Annotated in this window: 18 protein-coding genes; 7 read left to right on the top strand and 11 right to left on the bottom strand. The window is 45.2% G+C overall.

Going from position 1 to position 17,844, the window contains the following annotated elements; all coding sequences use genetic code 11:
* Positions 1-26: 26 nt before the first annotated feature.
* The 7 genes from panC to sfsA form a co-directional block, all read right to left on the bottom strand.
* Complete coding sequence (gene panC / locus PCAR9_RS17990; RefSeq protein WP_179984784.1) at positions 27-878, bottom strand: pantoate--beta-alanine ligase; 852 nt, start codon at positions 876-878, stop codon at positions 27-29.
* Between the two features lie 11 nt (positions 879-889).
* Positions 890-1,684, bottom strand: coding sequence for a 3-methyl-2-oxobutanoate hydroxymethyltransferase (panB, locus tag PCAR9_RS17985; protein ID WP_014980494.1), 795 nt, complete (start codon positions 1,682-1,684; stop codon positions 890-892).
* 41 nt (positions 1,685-1,725) lie between these two features.
* A complete protein-coding gene (folK, locus tag PCAR9_RS17980; RefSeq protein WP_179984783.1) occupies positions 1,726-2,241 on the bottom strand; it encodes a 2-amino-4-hydroxy-6-hydroxymethyldihydropteridine diphosphokinase in 516 nt (171 codons plus the stop codon).
* Positions 2,234-3,556: a polynucleotide adenylyltransferase PcnB gene (gene pcnB, locus PCAR9_RS17975; protein WP_179984782.1), complete on the bottom strand. Its 1,323-nt coding sequence runs from the start codon at positions 3,554-3,556 to the stop codon at positions 2,234-2,236. The genes folK and pcnB overlap by 8 nt, the downstream gene beginning before the upstream one ends.
* Before the next feature lie 98 nt (positions 3,557-3,654).
* Positions 3,655-4,578 (bottom strand): tRNA glutamyl-Q(34) synthetase GluQRS, encoded by a 924-nt coding sequence (gene gluQRS, locus PCAR9_RS17970; RefSeq protein ID WP_179984781.1) that lies wholly within the window; start codon positions 4,576-4,578, stop codon positions 3,655-3,657.
* A 73-nt stretch (positions 4,579-4,651) separates the two neighbouring features.
* Positions 4,652-5,101: an RNA polymerase-binding protein DksA gene (gene dksA, locus PCAR9_RS17965; protein WP_012519849.1), complete on the bottom strand. Its 450-nt coding sequence runs from the start codon at positions 5,099-5,101 to the stop codon at positions 4,652-4,654.
* A gap of 240 nt (positions 5,102-5,341) precedes the next feature.
* Complete coding sequence (sfsA, locus tag PCAR9_RS17960; RefSeq protein ID WP_179984780.1) at positions 5,342-6,058, bottom strand: DNA/RNA nuclease SfsA; 717 nt, start codon at positions 6,056-6,058, stop codon at positions 5,342-5,344.
* Between the two features lie 191 nt (positions 6,059-6,249).
* Here sfsA and pepB point away from each other — a divergent pair, with 191 nt between their 5' ends.
* Complete coding sequence (pepB, locus tag PCAR9_RS17955) at positions 6,250-7,533, top strand: aminopeptidase PepB (protein WP_179984779.1); 1,284 nt, start codon at positions 6,250-6,252, stop codon at positions 7,531-7,533.
* 46 nt (positions 7,534-7,579) lie between these two features.
* Here pepB and PCAR9_RS17950 read toward each other — a convergent pair whose 3' ends face one another.
* The gene (locus PCAR9_RS17950) at positions 7,580-7,762 is read right to left on the bottom strand and encodes a helix-turn-helix domain-containing protein (protein WP_118491748.1); all 183 of its coding nucleotides are present in this window, start codon (positions 7,760-7,762) and stop codon (positions 7,580-7,582) included.
* A gap of 496 nt (positions 7,763-8,258) precedes the next feature.
* On the opposite strand from PCAR9_RS17950, the gene PCAR9_RS17945 reads away from it, so the two are divergent.
* Positions 8,259-8,861 (top strand): YhgN family NAAT transporter, encoded by a 603-nt coding sequence (locus PCAR9_RS17945; RefSeq protein WP_118491750.1) that lies wholly within the window; start codon positions 8,259-8,261, stop codon positions 8,859-8,861.
* Positions 8,862-9,440 (top strand): YjaG family protein, encoded by a 579-nt coding sequence (locus PCAR9_RS17940; RefSeq protein ID WP_179984778.1) that lies wholly within the window; start codon positions 8,862-8,864, stop codon positions 9,438-9,440.
* Between the two features lie 68 nt (positions 9,441-9,508).
* Here PCAR9_RS17940 and rsmD read toward each other — a convergent pair whose 3' ends face one another.
* Positions 9,509-10,195, bottom strand: coding sequence for a 16S rRNA (guanine(966)-N(2))-methyltransferase RsmD (rsmD, locus tag PCAR9_RS17935; protein ID WP_179984777.1), 687 nt, complete (start codon positions 10,193-10,195; stop codon positions 9,509-9,511).
* A 66-nt stretch (positions 10,196-10,261) separates the two neighbouring features.
* Here rsmD and ftsY point away from each other — a divergent pair, with 66 nt between their 5' ends.
* The 3 genes from ftsY to ftsX are packed head-to-tail and all read left to right on the top strand — an operon-like array spanning position 10,262 to position 13,604.
* Positions 10,262-11,887 (top strand): signal recognition particle-docking protein FtsY, encoded by a 1,626-nt coding sequence (ftsY, locus tag PCAR9_RS17930; RefSeq protein ID WP_179984776.1) that lies wholly within the window; start codon positions 10,262-10,264, stop codon positions 11,885-11,887.
* 26 nt (positions 11,888-11,913) lie between these two features.
* Complete coding sequence (ftsE, locus tag PCAR9_RS17925) at positions 11,914-12,627, top strand: cell division ATP-binding protein FtsE (RefSeq protein ID WP_179984775.1); 714 nt, start codon at positions 11,914-11,916, stop codon at positions 12,625-12,627.
* The gene (gene ftsX, locus PCAR9_RS17920; protein ID WP_179984774.1) at positions 12,624-13,604 is read left to right on the top strand and encodes a permease-like cell division protein FtsX; all 981 of its coding nucleotides are present in this window, start codon (positions 12,624-12,626) and stop codon (positions 13,602-13,604) included. Before ftsE ends, ftsX begins: the two co-directional genes overlap by 4 nt.
* A gap of 83 nt (positions 13,605-13,687) precedes the next feature.
* On the opposite strand, the gene PCAR9_RS17915 is transcribed toward ftsX, so the two are convergent.
* Both PCAR9_RS17915 and PCAR9_RS17910 read right to left on the bottom strand, forming a co-directional pair.
* Positions 13,688-14,923: an EAL and HDOD domain-containing protein gene (locus tag PCAR9_RS17915; protein WP_179984773.1), complete on the bottom strand. Its 1,236-nt coding sequence runs from the start codon at positions 14,921-14,923 to the stop codon at positions 13,688-13,690.
* 154 nt (positions 14,924-15,077) lie between these two features.
* Positions 15,078-16,304 carry an EAL and HDOD domain-containing protein gene (locus tag PCAR9_RS17910; RefSeq protein WP_179984772.1) on the bottom strand — a complete coding sequence of 409 codons (1,227 nt, stop codon included), beginning with the start codon at positions 16,302-16,304 and terminating at the stop codon, positions 15,078-15,080.
* Between the two features lie 674 nt (positions 16,305-16,978).
* Between PCAR9_RS17910 and rpoH the strand changes: the two genes are divergently transcribed.
* Entirely contained in the window at positions 16,979-17,833 is an 855-nt protein-coding gene (rpoH, locus tag PCAR9_RS17905) for an RNA polymerase sigma factor RpoH (RefSeq protein WP_179984771.1), read from the top strand.
* Positions 17,834-17,844 lie beyond the last annotated feature (11 nt).

Here is a 17,844-nt window from a genome sequence, read left to right as displayed (position 1 = left end):
TTTTTTCGTTTATAACTGGCTTTCGCTTAACGTCGTGTAATTTGCATGTTGTCGATTAAACGGGTTTTACCCATAAACATAGCAACTAGTAATACTAGCTCTTTGTCGCTATCGCTAGCCGCTTCAAACGTAGCTGCGTTAACTACCTGGCAGTAGTCTTTCTTAAAGCCTTTCGCTTCAAGGTTAGCAACCATAATATTTTCAAGCTCAGCAAAGTTAGTATTACCATTTTCGATGCTCGCTTTAATACGCTGCATCTCTTCAAAAATAGCGCTTGCTGTGGCTTTTTCAGACTCAGTCAAGTACCCATTTCTAGAGCTCATTGCCAGACCTGACGCCTCGCGCTCGGTAGGTACGCCATGAACTTTTACCGCCATTGACAAGTCGCGCGCTAAAGCGCGGATCACTTGTAGCTGCTGGAAATCTTTCTCGCCAAAGAAAGCATCGTCTGGCTGTACCATGTTAAACAGCTTAGTAACCACGGTTGCCACACCGCGAAAATGTCCTGGACGACTGGCGCCACAGTGAGAGTCTGATATACCAGGCACTTCAACAAAGGTTTGCGCGTCTAGTCCTGCTGGGTACATCTCAGCGACGCTAGGCAAAAATACAGCATCAGCACCCACAGAAATAAGCTTAGCTTTATCTTCTTCTATGGTACGTGGGTAGGCATCTAAATCTTCATTCGCACCAAACTGCATGGGGTTTACAAAAATGCTTACCACCACTTTATCGTTGTGTGCTTTTGCTTTTTTGACTAGTTTAAGATGACCGTCGTGCAGGTTGCCCATCGTGGGAACAAAGCCTACGGTTTCACCATTTCGACGCCACGTATTTACGGTGTCGCGCAATGCTGAAATACTATCAAGCACCTTCATATTTTACCCCGTTATTCGAAGCTGTGTTCAGCAGAAGGAAACGCACCACTTTGCACATCTTCAATGTATTTTGACACTGCTTTACGCATATCACCGGTTTCTACAAGGTAGTTCTTGGAGAACTTGGGCATGTAGTTGGCGCTGATACCAAACATATCGTGCATTACTAGAATTTGGCCGTCGGTATCTTTACCTGCGCCTATGCCTATTACTGGTATAGTTAAGGCTTCGCTGACTGCTTTTCCTAATGATGAAGGTACGCACTCAAGTACTAGTAGCTGAATACCGGCTTCTTCTAATGCTTTTGCTTCGCTAAGCAGCTTTTCTGCTTGGCTTGCTTCACGACCTTGTACTTTAAATCCACCGAATACGTGAACTGACTGGGGTGTTAAGCCTAGATGCCCGCACACGGGCACGCCGCGAAGGTTTAAGCCTTTAATGGTGTCGCATAACCAGCTTCCGCCTTCCATCTTTACCATGCTAGCACCGGCAGCCATTAGCTTTGCTGCATTAGTATAGGTCTGCTCTGGTGTAGCGTAAGACATGAATGGCATATCAGCTAAAACGAAAGCGCGCTCAGTACCACGTCGTACACTTTTTGTGTGATAAGCAATATCGTCGATAGTTACCGGTAGGGTGTCGTCTTCACCTTGAAGAACCATGCCTAAAGAGTCGCCGATAAGCAGGGCGTCCACGCCTTGTTCGTCGAACATTTTGGCGAAGCTGGCGTCGTAAGCGGTTAAAGAGGTGATCTTTTCCCCGGCCTGCTTTTTCTTAAGCAAGCCAGATACTGTTACTTTCTTCATGACATGTCTCGGATTGATATTTGTTGATATCGTGTGGCGAACTATACGGATTTTGTCGCTAATTGGAAGTCTCGCAGGCGACTAAGTCCGTCTAGCGAGCAGTTAGCAACCCACGCTGAAATAGGCTTACCGTCGTGCATTACCATATTAGGGGCAATTTCAAACAAGGGGACCATAACGAACTCACGCTCTGCCATACCGTAGTGAGGAATAATCAAATCTGCAGTATCGATAGTTTCACTGCCGTATAGCAATATATCTAAGTCTAGCGTGCGCGGGCCCCAGCGTTCACCCTTACGCTCGCGACCTTCTTCTAGCTCTATCCGCTGAAGTTGTTTTAACAGTCCGTGAGGTTTAAGCGACGTTTCTATTAAGCATACTGCATTAATATAGTCAGGTTGGTCTTGCGGCCCCATCGGCTTACTGGAATAAAGCGAAGAGGTTTTAAGTACGCGAGTATCTTCTAATTGGCTAATGGCATCAAACGCACGCTGCGCTTTTTCCTGGCTATTACCAAGGTTGCTACCTACGCCAATGTAAACATGCTCTTTATGCATCTGGACCTCGTTTCGCTGCGGGTTTACGCTTGCGTTTTCGCGGTGCACCTTTTCCGCCACCCTCGCTTTTGCGAAGCGCGTTAAGCATACCTTTTTGTTTACCATTGTCAGCGTGCTGGAAGTGCGTCCACCACTGAGCTAGCTCAAGCAAATCGCCGCCTTCTATTTGGCCTCGAGCCAATAAAAAGTCATAGCCAGCTCTGAATTTCGGGTGAGTAAGCAATTGAAACGCGCGACGACCAAAGCGTTTAGGAAGACGCTGCTGTAAAATCCAGATGTCACGTACCACGGTAGAGAAACGCTTAGGGATCATAATGCGTTGCGTCTGACGGGCAATAACTTCGCCTGATGCAATGTTAAATGCATCGTGTGCGTTTAAGCCAGACTCGCTTTGCAAGCGTTGAGACTGCTCTTCAACCGGATACCATAGTAGTGCTGCATAAAGGAAAGCGGGTGTCACACGCTGATCGTTGTTAATGCGTTCATCGGTATTGGCAAGTACGCGGCGCACAAACTGCATTTCGCGGCTGTTTTCATCTTTTAAAAATGGCGTAAGCTGAGGGAATAAAGGCTCAATTAAACCGTATTCGTGCAGCATCAAGAAGGTTTCTTCCCCTTTACCCGATAAAAACAATTTAAGGGTTTCTTCAAACAAACGTGCTGGTGGTATGTTCTGGAGAAGATTCGCCAGAGATTTCATCGGTGCCGCGGTTTTCTCTTCGATGCTCATGCCAAGTTTAACGGCAAAACGTACCGCGCGTAGCATTCGCACCGGGTCTTCACGGTAGCGTGTTTCTGGGTCGCCAATTAGCTCAACTTCACGCTTTTCTATGGCGGCTAAGCCGTTAGCGAAGTCTTTTACCGTAAAGTCGGCCACGCTGTAATACATGGCGTTGAAGGTAAAATCACGGCGCTCAGCATCTTCTTCGATAGAGCCAAATACGTTATCGCGGACTAACTGACCATGTGCGTCACGCTTTGCAATAGCTTTGCCCTTCGGCAAGTTTTCGTCTTCGTCGGACTCTTGGTGGTGACCACGAAATGTGGCAACTTCAATAATTTCTCGACCAAAAACAATATGAGCTAAGCGAAAGCGCCTGCCTATCAGGCGGCAGTTTCTGAATAAACCTTTAATCTGTTCAGGTGTAGCGTTAGTCACCACATCGAAGTCTTTTGGTTCGTGCCCCATCAAAATATCGCGTACACAGCCTCCGACCAAATAGGATTCGAAGCCAGCTCCATTAAGGCGATACATTACTTTCAATGCATTTGCGCTTACATCTTCACGAGAAATACCGTGTTCTCCACGGGTCATTGTCCTTGGCTTCAAAGCGTCAGAGGACGAGCTCTCTTTTGAAAAAGCGCGCTTAACAGATTTAAAAACACGATGAATGATGATGGTATCTCCGCAGACTATAAAGGTTCGCTATAATAAGTGGATTCATGCTGTGGAACAATAATTTCGGGTGTTTTCACTACTTTTTTCCTATCCCACATCGAAATAGCCGCTTTAAGCGCTGCATCAATATCATCAAATTCTGATGCATTTGGAAAGGAAAAGCCTAAAAAGTCCATTACACGCACAATATTATTTAGCGCTGTATCGTTGTTAACGGGGGCTGCTCGGTTTTGTTTACTCAGTTTTCTGCCTGGCGCGACAGCCGCTACCGGCACATGCCCGTATTGAGGGGCGGTGTAACCGAGTGTTTTATACACCGCGCGCTGCAATGGCGTTACATCAATAAGGTCGCACCCTCTGATTACACAGTTAACTTGCTGAAATACATCGTCCAAAATAACAACTAGATTGTAAGAAAACAAACCGTCACGTCGTTTAAGTACTACATCTTCGGCGTTTAAGCTGGCGTTTGAACTAGAAGGCGTAAACTTACCCATGAGCACATCTTCAAAAGCTTCAAGTGGCGTATCTACTTTTAGGCGCAGTGCACAGTCTTGGGTGGCTGAACACACTGTCTTGCCCCGACAATTGCCGTTATAGATACCGCCCATAGCTTTAATTTGCTTACGTGTACAGGTGCAAAAATAGGCTTTTTCTTGTGTAAGTAAGTCATCGAGAAGTTCTTGATAACGAGGATGTTGCTGACTTTGGTAAATGACATCGCCATCCCAATACAAACCATGGGCTTCTAGTGTGGTAAGGATGTCCTTGTCGACGCCTGCTATGCAGCGTGGTTCGTCGATGTCTTCCATGCGAAGCAACCACGTGCCGTTGTGGCTTTTCGCGTCTAGGTAGCTGGCAACAGCAGTAACGAGTGAACCGAAATGTAATTGGCCGGAGGGTGAGGGAGCAAAGCGCCCTACATAGTGGTTATGCATAATTAAGGTTTAACAAAAAGCCCCATCTTTTTGGGATGAGGCTTTCTATATCAACATACACGCGGTTATTAGCTTAACCTTGAAGTTGTTTTTCTTTGATTTCAGCCATGGTCTTACAGTCGATACACAAATCAGCTGTAGGACGCGCTTCTAAGCGACGGATACCAATTTCGATACCACAAGAATCGCAGAAGCCGAAATCGTCTTCTTCAATGCGCTTAAGCGTTTTTTCAATTTTCTTTATTAGCTTACGCTCACGGTCACGTGTACGTAACTCAAGGCTGAACTCTTCTTCTTGAGCTGCACGGTCTACAGGATCAGGGAAGTTTGCTGCTTCATCCTTCATGTGCGTTACCGTACGGTCAACCTCTTCACGAAGTTGATTGCGCCACGCTTTAAGCAATAGACGAAAGTGCTCAAGTTGGGGCTCGCCCATGTACTCTTCGTCAGCTTTTGGCTCATACGGCTGCAAACCTGCCAGCGCTAATAGTCCTAGGGATTTTGTTTCTTTTCCTGTTGGCATCTGCCACATCTCCTACACTACGACATCCATCTTGTCCTGATTGGACCGATATCTATATCAGACTCGACAGCTTCAGGCAATCGATCGTGTCTATGTAATTATTATGCTGGTGTGTTGTTTCTAACATTTGCCAGATGTTTAATCATTTATACGACTGGCTACCAGCAAACGCATTAGTGCGTTCTCCCACTAAAACAAGGCGCAAATATGAAGGCGAAATGAAAAAAATCAACCTATTTTTTATAAAATCACAGGGAGTGATTGATTTAATAGGATTTTTTGTTCATCAATTATACAGTCTGCGGCAAGCACAGTTACGCCTGCATTAGCGGCAATCTGTACGCTTTCGGCATAAGTTGGATCAATATGCTTTGCAACTTGAACACTTTCAATAGCGGTATGTTGCACACAGAACAACAAGCTGGTCTTTATACCGCCTTGCGCTAGGCGAGCCAGTTCCAAGCAGTGTTTTGCACCTCGCTGGGTTACCGCATCGGGAAAGTAGCCTTTATCATTTTCCGCTAAAGTGACGGATTTTACTTCCATGTATTCTGTAAGTTTATGACGCTGCGCGTTTTCCCTGGTTAACGCGAAGTCGAATCGGCTGTTGGCAGTTGGTGGTGTTACTTCTGCTTTCCAACCGCCGATATCGGAAAATTCACCTAGCACCTTGTTATCTAGTGCTTCTGCCACCAGCTTATTAGCATTGTGTGTGTTAATACCGATGAAGTGACCATCAAACGTTTGGGCAAGTTCCCATGTATACTTGAGCTTTCGCTTTGGGTTCGTCGACTCACTTAAAAAAACCGTATATCCCGGTTCAGCGCAGCCGGTCATTGCGCCAGTATTTGGACAATGAGCAGTAACGATTGAACCGTCGTCTAGCTCAACGTCGGCAAGAAATCGCTTGTACCTTTTAATCAAGGTGCCGCGTAATAACGAAGGTGAAAACTTCATGTATCGCCTTTTTTATAAAAATTAGGTTCACCGCGGAGACGTTCCCTGCTGGTACTCGTGTGCTATGGCATAGGGTTTATAGGGAACGCACAATATGTTCGCGGTATGCAGGCAAAAGAGAGTAACAAAGATTTGAGCAAGCGCAAAAAGCGCTTATCGAAAACATAACGATGTATAAGGAATAAAACGCGATGGCAGAATTTACCGTAAGCCTTTCAACCAATAGTGCTGAAGCTGTATGGGGCGAAAGCGCTAAGCTTTCTTTCACTGAAACAGGCGCAGTTATTCACCTACCTGATGACAAGCTTAACGAGCGATTAATTCAGCAAGCAGCGAGAAAGTTAGATGGTCTAGGGTTGCCTGCCGTTGCGCTTAAGGGTGATTGGCATAAAGAGCAGCAGTGGGCCTTTGCACTTAGCTTTACACGTGCTCTTAAGCCTGCCTCTATCCAATGGGCGGATACGGCTGACAAAGCTGCGCTAGAGCAGGAGTATGCGGCATTATTATTTACTCGTCAGCTGGTAAACGAAACTCCTGAAGACCTTAGCCCTGAAACCCTCGCGACACGTGCTGCGCAGTGGCTTAAATCGCTGGGTGGAGACAAAGTCTCTTACTCAATGACAGTAGGTGAAGACCTTAAAGAGCAAGGCTGGATAGGTATTTATAACGTAGGTCGTGGTAGTGAACGCCCGCCTGCAATGCTAGTCCTTGATTACAATCCCACAGGCAACGAAGATGCCCCGGTCGATGCTGTGCTAGTAGGGAAAGGAATTACCTTCGACAGCGGCGGTTACAGCATTAAATCTAGCGAAGGTATGTTAGATATGAAGTGTGACATGGGGGGCGCGGCAACGGTAACTGGCGCGCTAGGCTTATCTATTTCTCAAGGCAGCGAAAAGCGTATCCAGCTAATATTGTGCTGTGCGGAAAACCTGATAAGTGGTCACGCTTATAAACTGGGCGATGTACTTACCTACAAAAATGGGGTAACCGTTGAAGTTGTTAACACTGATGCAGAAGGGCGTTTAGTACTGGCTGATGGTTTGATGGCCGCAACGGAAACTGGCGCACCGCTTATTATCGACGCAGCAACGTTAACGGGTGCGGCAATGGTTGCCTTGGGCTCTGATTATCATGGTGTATTCTCGCTAGATGATAATGCACGCGATCAAATGCTTAAAGCCGCAAAAGCAGAGAATGAACGCTTTTGGCCATTACCCCTTGAAGACTTTCACGCAGACCGTTGCCCTTCAGCGTTTGCTGACACGGCGAACAGCCGCCCGATGAAAGGTGGCGGTGGTGGCGGTGCGTCAAACGCTGCTGGCTTCTTATCGCGCTTTGTTAAAGCAGAAGGCTGGGTGCATTTAGATTTGGCTGCGGCCTATCACGGTGGTGCAACCGCTGAAATGCCAGTAGGTGCAACAGCAAAAGGCATTCGTTCAATTGCCAGAATGCTGAAAGATTTCACTGCATAAATAAAAAACAGAGGGGGCTTCACAGAGTGTCGCCCCTTTTCGTTAACTAGATCCCGCCCAAGCGTTCAGCTAGTTTCTTATAACGCTCAACGTCACCGCTATCAAAAAGTGGGTTACCGTCGGTATCTTTGTCTTTTGATACTAAAAGGCTTTCGCGCTCTAGACGCTCTACGCGTACTTCTTGCACACCCAGAAATGCCGCCACTTCTTTTACCGTCATCAAACTCATTACAATTTTTCCTATTGTGGTTGTTTTTGTTAGGTTTTAACCAAGCCTCTACTTCGGTCAAGGCTGTGTGATCTTGTCATTACATCAGAAGCGCTTTGTACAAGACATTACCTAAAAGGCGAATAAAATACTAAACATCCAGCTATGGTGAGCGTGCCTATTTACGCATTGCATAAACCAAAGGCTAGATAAGGTTATCGTTGCTACGCCTGTTGCATACTGCTTCCTATTGTTTTAGTTAAGCCCATTTTTGTTATTTTTCGAGTCTTTTTTACCGATTCTTTTAATGATCGCTAATGATGGGCACGCGCTTTTTGCTTAAAAATCGGAGTTAGATAGATATAAAGAGCAGCAGTCGAGTGTTAAAAGGTGTTTTTTACTCACTCTGCTTGGTTTACCATTGCGCGCCATAACCATCTATCTGCATGAATATTGAGTTATACTTTACGATTCACGCTTAAATTGGGCTTACGCTCTCAATCGGAGACAATAAAAAATGGATACCTGGTCCGCTGCCGTCATGCTTTTCTTGATCATGGATCCGCTCGGTAATCTGCCGGTTTTTATGTCGGTGCTTAAATCCATTGAGCCTAAAAGACGTCAATTTATTCTTATACGAGAACTATTGTTTGCGCTTGGTATTTTATTCTTATTTCTGTTCAGCGGTCAGTCGGTTCTTAACTTTTTGAATGTAGAGCAAGAAACTGTAAGTATTGCCGGTGGTATCATTCTATTTCTTATCGCGCTTAAGATGATATTTCCGTCGTCCGGCAATCCAAGTGGACTTGCAGTGGGTGAAGAGCCTTTCTTGGTGCCTCTTGCTATCCCTATGATCGCAGGCCCCTCAACCTTAGCGGCGTTAATACTCCTTGCTAATCAAGCACCGGATAGAATGGTGGATTGGTCACTAGCGCTTGCTGCTTCCTGGTCGATTAGCGCCGTCATCTTATTATTTTCAAACGTGTTTCATAAAATTTTAGGGGAGCGCGGCCTAGTTGCGATGGAGCGATTAATGGGTATGATCCTCGTTATGATCGCTATCCAAATGTTGTTAGATGGCGTTACCAAATATTTCATGCATGCCACTGGAGCCCTTTAAATGGCAAAGCAAAAACTTAATACCTTTGGGCGTGTTCGCGCCTTGGAAGGCTGGAAATCCGTTGCATTCGGCGCTGCGTTACTGGAGCGTATGCTGCCTAACTACACGCTTTTTTGTGAGCTGACAGAAAGTGGTGATGCGAATGCCTTACGCAACTGCTTAAACTTGGTCTGGGAAACACTTAAGTCTCCTAAAAGTAAATTTAATATCGCAGTGCAGCTTGAAAAAGTGGAAGTTGCCACCCCGGATACCAGCGAACACGATAACTATGGCGTGTACCCTGCTATTGATGCAGCTATCGGATTAGCTGGCCTACTTAATCTAATAGCCGGTGACGACCCCCAAGGTGCTGTGGTAATCAGCAAACTATCTCAAGGTAGCGTTGAAGCTTATTTATTAGAAAGCGAAGAAGCTGATGATGAGACCGTGAAAGCTCATCCACTTATGGAATTTGAAGTAGAGGTACAAAACGAACTGCTCGATTACGTTGAGCAGGCTAAGTACCCTGCAAAGGCAGCAGACGAAATGAAAGCTCTCGCGCTGGAAGCGGGTATCTCAAATATAGGTCTTGAACTTTAAAGTAGCTAGGCCGTGCACTCTAGGTAGGTTCACGGCTTTGCGCTACGCTAAGCGCACGTACGTTTTAGTTAGCTCACTTCTATTAACATGTAGCGCAGTGCGCTGGTGTGTTTTTCTTTAATAACTTGCCAGTGGGTAGGTAAAGAAGGTGTTGTGAGTGCACTCTCATGCTCTAAGTAAACTACACTGCCGCTTTGCACTAGGTTATTCTCTGCAAGCGATATAAGCGCAGGTGCTACCAAATCTTTGCCGAACGGCGGGTCAACAAATACTACATCGTAAGGTAATTCGGTAGGCGTTGAAGCGTTTAGCCCCTTCAATATGTTTAGCGCATTACCTTGGTAGACGTTGGCTGATGCAACCTCATTTACTTTAAGTAAAGAAAGGTTACTTTCTAGCTGTGACACAGCCTGATTATCTAATTCAATAAAATCGCAATGTGCCGCATAGCGCGATAATGCTTCTAAACCCAGTCCACCCGAGCCCGCAAATACATCTAGACAGCGTGCGTCGTTAACATAAGGCATTAGCCAGTTAAATAAGGTCTCTTTATTTCTGTCGGTAGTAGGCCTTAACCCTTCTGCGTTTAATACAGGTAGCTTCCTACCGCGCCATTGACCACCAATAATACGTATCTGCCCAGTGCTATTTGCACGGTGGGCTCTACCATTTTTTGGTGAATGAGGTTTTTTTGCAGAAGATGGTGCCCGAGTGGGGCGAGAAACTCGCTTCATAGTGGCCGACAATGGTATCATGCGTTCATACATTAGGCGGCAAGTGTAGCCGAAATTGCTAAGAATTTATAAGGATTTGTCCTAACGATGTCGAAACTTTTTGGCTGGTTCAGTAAGAACAAGAAAGCAGAGAAACAAAAAGCCCAAGCGGAAGAAGAAGCTCGCTTAAAGGCAGAAGCCGAAGCACAGGCTAAAGCGCAAGCGGAAGAAGAGGCTCGCGCAAAGGCAGAAGCTGAAGCACAGGCGAAGGCTAAAGCGGAAGAAGAAGCTCGCGCAAAGGCGGAAGCTGAAGCACAGGCGAAAGCGCAAGCGGAAGAAGAGGCTCGCGTAAAGGCAGAAGCTGAAGCACAGGCGAAAGCCCAAGCGGAAGAAGAAGCTCGCGCAAAGGCAGAAGCTGAAGCACAGGCGAAGGCTAAAGCGGAAGAAGAGGCCCGCGCAAAGGCAGAAGCTGAAGCACAGGCTAAAGCGCAAGCGGAAGAAGAAGCTCGCTTAAAAGCAGAAGCCGAAGCACAGGCGAAAGCCCAAGCGGAAGAAGAAGCTCGCGCAAAGGCGGAAGCCGAAGCACAGGCTAAAGCGCAAGCCGAAGAAGAGGCTCGCGCAAAGGCGGAAGCCGAAGCTCAGGCTAAAGCCCAAGCGGAAGAAGAGGCTCGCTTAAAGGCAGAAGCTGAAGCACAGGCTAAAGCCCAAGCGGAAGAGGAGGCTCGCGCAAAGGCAGAAGCCGAAGCACAGGCTAAAGCTCAAGCGGAAGAAAAGCCGAAAGAGAAAAAGTCGCTATTTGCACGCTTAAAAGCCAGCCTATCTCGCACAAAAGAGAATTTAGGCAGCGGTATCGTTAGCCTATTTAAAGGCAAAACCATTGACGACGAGCTGTACGAAGATCTTGAAACGCAGCTTTTAGTAGCTGACGTAGGTATGGATACCACACAGAAAATTATTGACCATTTGACTGACAGTGCTTCTCGTAAAGATTTGAAAGACGCGGAAGCTTTACTGGAAATCATGAAGCAACAAATGTCGGGTATGCTGTCTGAAGTTAACCAGCCGCTTTCGAAGGTTATGAAAGCGCACGATTCAAGTGAAGGCCCATTTGTTATTTTGATGGTAGGTGTTAACGGTGTTGGTAAAACCACCACTATTGGTAAACTTGCTAAGCAGTTTCAGCAAGAAGGTAAGAAAGTAATGCTTGCCGCCGGTGATACTTTTAGAGCTGCTGCCGTTGAACAGCTTCAAGTATGGGGCGAGCGCAACGACATTCCCGTTATCGCGCAACATACTGGTGCTGACAGTGCATCGGTACTTTATGATGCTCTAGAAGCGGCCAAATCGCGCGGCACTGATATTCTTATTGCTGACACCGCAGGGCGTTTGCAGAACAAGAACAACTTGATGGAAGAGCTAAAGAAAGTGGTTCGCGTTATGAAGAAGATCAACCCCAATGCGCCTCACGAAGTGATGCTTACATTAGACGCTGGTACCGGGCAAAACGCTATTAGCCAAGCTAAGTTGTTTAACGAAGCCGTGGGCTTAACGGGTATCACCCTTACCAAATTAGACGGTACAGCAAAAGGCGGTGTTATATTCTCTATTGCCGATAAGTTTAAAATTCCTATAAGGTATATAGGTGTTGGCGAAAGTATCGACGATTTACGCCAGTTCGACGGCCAAGAATTTATTGACGCCTTGTTTAGCGAAATGGACACACCTGAAAGCTAAAACCAGCAAAGCGGTAGGGAAAAATAATGATAAAGTTTGAGCAGGTAAGCAAAACCTATCCAGGCGGGCAACGTGCGCTTAGTAAGGTGAATTTTCATATTGCCCCGGGTGAAATGGCCTTTTTAACAGGGCACTCGGGTGCAGGAAAAAGTACACTACTTAAACTTATCAGCCTAATGGAGCGCCCTACAGTAGGGCGCGTTCTTATTAATGGTCACGACCTTAACACCATTACCCGTCGAGATATTGCCTACATTCGCCGCGATATTGGTATGATCTTTCAAAGTCATCAGCTGTTAATGGATAAATCAGTTTTTGACAACGTCGCTTTGCCGCTAGTAATTGAAGGGTATACGCACAAAGAAATTCGCAAACGTGTAGATGCCGCCCTCGAAATGGTAGGGCTTAGAGACAAAGCCCGCTGCTTGCCCATTACGTTATCTGGAGGTGAGCAACAACGGGTGGGTATCGCGCGAGCAGTGGTAAATAAACCTCCTTTACTGCTAGCCGATGAGCCAACCGGTAACCTCGACCCTAAACTTTCAATGGAAATTATCCGCTTGTTCGAAGATTTTAACCAAGCGGGAGTATCCGTGCTGATTGCGACTCACGACTTAGGGTTAATTGCTCGTATGCGCTATCGCACGCTCACTCTTAAAAACGGGCAAATGATTACTGATGGCCTAACCGACGATATGGGTGGCACAGGTTCAGGTAATGGCGAAGGAGAGTGGTCTTGAGTATTTTATTTAAAGGTCGCGCCCAAGGCGCATCTGCAGCAAAAGTGGGCATGGTACAAACTATCGTCATGTTCTTTGTTAGCCATGTGCGACAAGCCTTGTCTAGCCTTGGTGAGCTTTGGCGACAGCCCTTAGCCTCGTTAATGACAATTGGCGTACTGGGTTTGAGCATAACCTTGCCAAGCACCCTTTATATCATGGTAAAAAACACTGAGAAAATTACCGCGGGCTGGGACCAGGCATCAGAAATTTCTCTTTTTCTAAAGCCTAATATCAATGCTGCAAGCTCACAACAGCTAGTCGCCAGACTGAATACCTGGTCGGAAATAGACAGTGTGGTTTACATTCCTGCCGATGACGCACTTAAGGAATTTCAGCACTTATCTGGGTTAGGCGATGCTATCGCGTATCTGGAGAAAAATCCGCTGCCGGATGTTGTACTGGTTACGCCTGGTGAAAAACATGCATCACCTACTGCTGCTAAAGCGCTGTTAGACAAGCTGCGCCAGCAGCGAGAAGTAGACATTGGCAAGCTCGATATTGAGTGGTTAGAGCGCTTGTACGCAGTTATTGATATCGCAAGAGACTTAGTTACTTTAATTGGGTTGCTCTTGTTTATCGCTGTGGTGCTCATTATTGGTAACACTATCCGACTGAACATACTCAACAAATACGATGAAATTGTAGTAATGAAGCTGGTGGGAGCTACCGATGCGTTTATTCACCGCCCTTTTTTATACACGGGTTTTTGGTATGGCTTACTAGGCGGATTAATGGCGTGGTTTGCCGTAATTATTATTTTGTGGTGGATGGATAGCAGCATAACCACATTTGCTGCCATGTATCAGAAAGATTTTAATATTACTGGGCTGACCGGTTCAGCGTTGCTAACCATGCTAGGGCTTTCAGTACTATTAGGCTTGCTCGGTTCCCTTATCTCAGTGCAACGTCACGTCAAAGAGATTGAGCCCAAATAAACGTGATGAAATTAAATCTCTAGCTATTGTGCTTACCAGTATGTGCTAACTAGCTAATGGCTAACGCCTTGCATCTTTAATAGTTAAGCAGTAGCGCGCGGGTAGTGTGCAGAAATAGCACTGCGTACACCGTTGCCCCACGTAATAGCTTGGTTGTACAGCATATGTAGTTGCTTTTGATCAATGTTCAGCAACTTTGCTTGCTTGATCACGTTCATCCAAAGAGCACTCTCAAAGGCGCGAACTAACGTCATGTAGTTGTTCATTTCTAGGTTTTTGCCCAACAAGGCGTCGTTCACCTCTTCAGACAGCGGAAGCTGTTTAACAATGTCAGTCATAGACTGGTCGAGTAAACCTTCAAGTAACGAAAATAGCCCAACTAAGAAAGATATCGGCGGGTTATTTTTAATGCCCCTGCGCTCGGCCAGTAAATCAAAAAACTTGGCGCGTACGAGTGACATATGAATGATTTCTAAGGGCTTTTCATCGCCTAAATTAGTCAAACTTAATAACGCGATGAATTTCTTAATTTCAACTTCACCCATGTAATTTAGGGCATGCTTCAACGAAGTAATTTTGTAACGCTTATTGATGGTTGGGTTATTAATAAACTTTAGCAATAAGAAACTAAGCGTGGCGTCGCGTTCAATAATTTGGCTAATGCGCTCAACATCAAAGCTAGTACTTGAACTCTCTCCCATCAAATCTACGATATTCATTTTAGAGGCTGGAAGCTGCTTAAGTATGCGCGCTTCAGGCTGTGAAAAGAAATAGCCTTGGAAGAAGTCGAAGCCTAAGTCTACACAAGTAGCGAAGTTATCTTGGGTATCAACCTGCTCAGCAACAAGTTTCACGTTAGCATCATGATAGCGGGGGATGTGCTTTTCGATGGTTTCAAAGCGAGTTTTAGTGACGTCTACTTTTACTATGTCGATAAGAGGGAAGACATCATGGGTTGCGCCTACCATCATAGGGTCGTCGATGGCGAGCTTAAAGCCAAGCTGTTTGATGTGCTGACAAGCTTCATACAGACCGTTCGCGTTATCGGTAGGGTCGGCAAGTTCAACAACGACCGACTCTGGATTGAGCGAAGTTGGAAAGCGCGAAATAATGGTATCAGATGAGAATGTGATAAAGGATGTTTTCTCACCGCTTATATCGTCAAGCCCTAGCGGATGAAAATGTTCAGAAATATACTTAGCTTTTTGGTCGCTGTGTTCTGGGTATGCGCCAGACTTACCATCCCTGAACAAGAGTTCATAGGCAAATACGTTTTTGCTTTTGTCTAAAATAGGCTGGCGAGCTATGAACGCAAACATAAACTAATCCTGAGGCAACATGGTTTGACGAGGTTTTTGTTGGTATCAAATGGGCTTAGAAAAAATTAATCCCACACCCTAGTCTATGATATGTAGGTATAATCTAACAACAAATCAATGATTATTTTAAAAAACCATTCTTTTATTAAGCTGGTTAATCATCTTTCAATGCCGCGTTATGAATGTGTTTTGCCCACTTTATTGCTTCATTGTAGTAGCTGTGTAATTGGCTTTGTTTCATTTCATATTTTGTCGCAAATTGCTTAACTCCAGCCCACTTAGCTCGTTCAAAATATTGAACAAGCGTCAAGCAATTACGCAGCATACCGGGAGTACCGCAAAGCGCGCCCTTAACATCATCACTGATTGGTACCTTGCTTACCAGATCATCAATACGTTGCTCCATCATGGCGTCAAGCAAAGACAATAGTCCAGTAAGGAAGCCTTTCAGCGTATTGTCAGACGTCTCGAGTTGGGTAAACACTAACTCACAAAATTTCGCACGAACCAGTGCCATCTGCATCAATTCGGTGGGTTGACCATCGCTTAAGTTGGCAAGAGCGAGTAAAGATATAAATTTCTTCACTTCTACTTCACCCATAAAGGTTAGCGCATGCTTAAGTGACGTTATCTTATGGCGCTTATTTACCATCGGGTTATTGATAAAGCGCAGCAGCAGGTAGGTAAGCGATGGATCTCTTTCAATAATCTTATTCACGTCATCGAAATTAAGCTTAGGTTGGCTGCTTAAGGTGAGCAGCTCCATCATAGTTAAGCTGCTTGGCCCCAACTTCCTATGCCTAACGATTTCCGGCTTAGCAAGAAAATAGCCTTGAAAATAATCAAACCCCATTTCTTTGAACTTATGGAATTCTTCATAGGTTTCAATCTTTTCGGCCACTAGTTTGATTCTGTTTGCTTTGAAACGCGCTACCAAGGCGGGGATTTTATCGTGAGAAATTTCGGTGATATCAATTTTCACCACACTGGTGAATGGAATGAAGGCTTCCCATTTTCCCTTCATGTCATAATCATCTAGCGCAATCGGGTAACCCAATCCTCGGATATGTTTACACGCTGCAACTAAGGCGTCATCTACCTCTACCGTTTCGACGATTTCGATTACAACTTTGTCAGCATCTAACGACGTGGGAAAGCGAAACATTAGCGTATCTCGATGAAAATTGATGAACGCTTTTTTGTCACCGGTAATTTCTTCAATGCCTAAGCTTAAGTGAGTAGAAGTGAGAATTTTCGAGGTAGCTTCATCGGGAGGGATATCTGGAAAGCAATTTTCCTCGCCCACGCGAAAAAGCAGTTCGTAAGCGTAAACCTCTCGATTTACATCAAATATGGGTTGTCTAGCGACGTAAGCAAACATTAAGTTCCTCTTTGCTTTACTTGCCTTACTCCTTCCTTAAGTATTTCCCTTCCAGTTTTTTATTGTTGTTGTCTGGAAAATGCCATGCAGCGGTCGTAGTGCAAAATCGATTAATACAATCTAATATTTTCAATTTCCGAAGAGAAAAGCAAGGTTTAAAATGCTCATATAATCAAGGTATGGCACTACAGCTAATCAAGGTATGGCACTACAGCTAATCAAGGTATGGCACTACAGCAAGCGTTTAAAAGAACGCTAAGAAAGCTGATTGCTAATATTTACGTTATCGCCGATGTAGGTAGCGTATAAACGTTAGAATTCATACCAGTGAGATTAGCTTTTAATTCTTGCTATGTAATTAAAGTACAATGTCGTTGTGGTTAGATGACCTACCCGACTACCACTAAATGCAGGCCAATCATTGAACGGATGTGGCGTTAGTGGAGTATGAAGTTAAAAGAGCTTGCGCTCATAAGGAATGGTGAGAGGTTTTGGCTGAAAGAGCGCTAAATGAATAGTTCTTTCTTAAAGTTGAACTTTTTTTCTTATTCTAGGTCTTGATATTGTAGAAATAGTCACTATACCTACATATCGGTTAGACTTCATATCTTAATTAGGTCTCGCGCAGCTTCAGTTACTTTGCTAATATGAAGCGGCAATAAATGAGGTGAACAATGAGCAACAATTTGCAATCTATGGCCCTGTCAGTGCCACACAGCGGTAGCATTGAAGGCTACATTCAAGCTGTAAGCAGCATTGATATGCTTAGCGCTGAGGAAGAGCGCGAGTTGGCAGTGCGCCTTCGCGAAGACGAAGACTTACAAGCCGCTCGTAAGCTAGTAATGTCACACCTTCGTTTTGTAGTGCACATTGCAAAATCTTACTCAGGTTATGGCTTACCACAAGCCGACTTAATTCAAGAAGGTAACATCGGTCTGATGAAAGCCGTTAAGCGTTTCGACCCTACAGTGGGCGTGCGTTTGGTTTCTTTCGCGGTTCATTGGATCAAGGCAGAAATTCACGAGTTTGTACTTAAAAACTGGAGAATAGTTAAAGTTGCGACAACTAAAGCGCAGCGTAAACTGTTCTTTAACCTTCGTAAGGCGAAAAAGCGTCTTGGTTGGTTTACTCATGCTGAAGTGCAAACCGTTGCAGATGAATTAGGTGTGAGTACGAAAGAAGTGCTTCAAATGGAAGCACGTATGAGTTCTCAGGACCAAGCGTTTGACTTAACTGCAGATGAAGATGAAACAGGTAATTTCGCACCAGTTCAATACCTAGAGGACAAGTCTTCAGACGTTGAAACTGATGTGATTAACAATGATTGGGATACAGCGGCGAGCAAGCGTTTGTATTCAGCAATTAAAACGCTAGACGAGCGTAGCCAAGACATCATCGAAACCCGTTGGTTAGCAGACAATAAGATTACGCTGCAAGATTTAGCTGATAAATACCAGGTGTCTGCAGAACGTGTTCGTCAAATTGAAAAGAACGCGATGAAAAAACTTCAAGCTGCTATGGTTGCGTAGTACGCACAGTA

The organism is Alteromonas macleodii, from assembly GCF_903772925.1.
In the GTDB taxonomy this organism is placed as follows: domain Bacteria; phylum Pseudomonadota; class Gammaproteobacteria; order Enterobacterales; family Alteromonadaceae; genus Alteromonas; species Alteromonas macleodii_A.
This window is presented reverse-complemented; position numbering and strand designations above follow the sequence as displayed.

What these genes read in the sequence shown, in the direction of transcription:
- panC (WP_179984784.1), bottom strand. Translation starts at nt 878, where the DNA reads ATGAAGGTGCTTGATAGTATTTCAGCATTGCGCGACACCGTAAATACG.
- panB (WP_014980494.1), bottom strand. Translation starts at nt 1,684, where the DNA reads ATGAAGAAAGTAACAGTATCTGGCTTGCTTAAGAAAAAGCAGGCCGGG.
- folK (WP_179984783.1), bottom strand. Translation starts at nt 2,241, where the DNA reads ATGCATAAAGAGCATGTTTACATTGGCGTAGGTAGCAACCTTGGTAAT.
- pcnB (WP_179984782.1), bottom strand. Translation starts at nt 3,556, where the DNA reads ATGACCCGTGGAGAACACGGTATTTCTCGTGAAGATGTAAGCGCAAAT.
- gluQRS (WP_179984781.1), bottom strand. Translation starts at nt 4,578, where the DNA reads ATGCATAACCACTATGTAGGGCGCTTTGCTCCCTCACCCTCCGGCCAA.
- dksA (WP_012519849.1), bottom strand. Translation starts at nt 5,101, where the DNA reads ATGCCAACAGGAAAAGAAACAAAATCCCTAGGACTATTAGCGCTGGCA.
- sfsA (WP_179984780.1), bottom strand. Translation starts at nt 6,058, where the DNA reads ATGAAGTTTTCACCTTCGTTATTACGCGGCACCTTGATTAAAAGGTAC.
- pepB (WP_179984779.1), top strand. Translation starts at nt 6,250, where the DNA reads ATGGCAGAATTTACCGTAAGCCTTTCAACCAATAGTGCTGAAGCTGTA.
- PCAR9_RS17950 (WP_118491748.1), bottom strand. Translation starts at nt 7,762, where the DNA reads ATGAGTTTGATGACGGTAAAAGAAGTGGCGGCATTTCTGGGTGTGCAA.
- PCAR9_RS17945 (WP_118491750.1), top strand. Translation starts at nt 8,259, where the DNA reads ATGGATACCTGGTCCGCTGCCGTCATGCTTTTCTTGATCATGGATCCG.
- PCAR9_RS17940 (WP_179984778.1), top strand. Translation starts at nt 8,862, where the DNA reads ATGGCAAAGCAAAAACTTAATACCTTTGGGCGTGTTCGCGCCTTGGAA.
- rsmD (WP_179984777.1), bottom strand. Translation starts at nt 10,195, where the DNA reads ATGATACCATTGTCGGCCACTATGAAGCGAGTTTCTCGCCCCACTCGG.
- ftsY (WP_179984776.1), top strand. Translation starts at nt 10,262, where the DNA reads ATGTCGAAACTTTTTGGCTGGTTCAGTAAGAACAAGAAAGCAGAGAAA.
- ftsE (WP_179984775.1), top strand. Translation starts at nt 11,914, where the DNA reads ATGATAAAGTTTGAGCAGGTAAGCAAAACCTATCCAGGCGGGCAACGT.
- PCAR9_RS17915 (WP_179984773.1), bottom strand. Translation starts at nt 14,923, where the DNA reads ATGTTTGCGTTCATAGCTCGCCAGCCTATTTTAGACAAAAGCAAAAAC.
- PCAR9_RS17910 (WP_179984772.1), bottom strand. Translation starts at nt 16,304, where the DNA reads ATGTTTGCTTACGTCGCTAGACAACCCATATTTGATGTAAATCGAGAG.
- rpoH (WP_179984771.1), top strand. Translation starts at nt 16,979, where the DNA reads ATGAGCAACAATTTGCAATCTATGGCCCTGTCAGTGCCACACAGCGGT.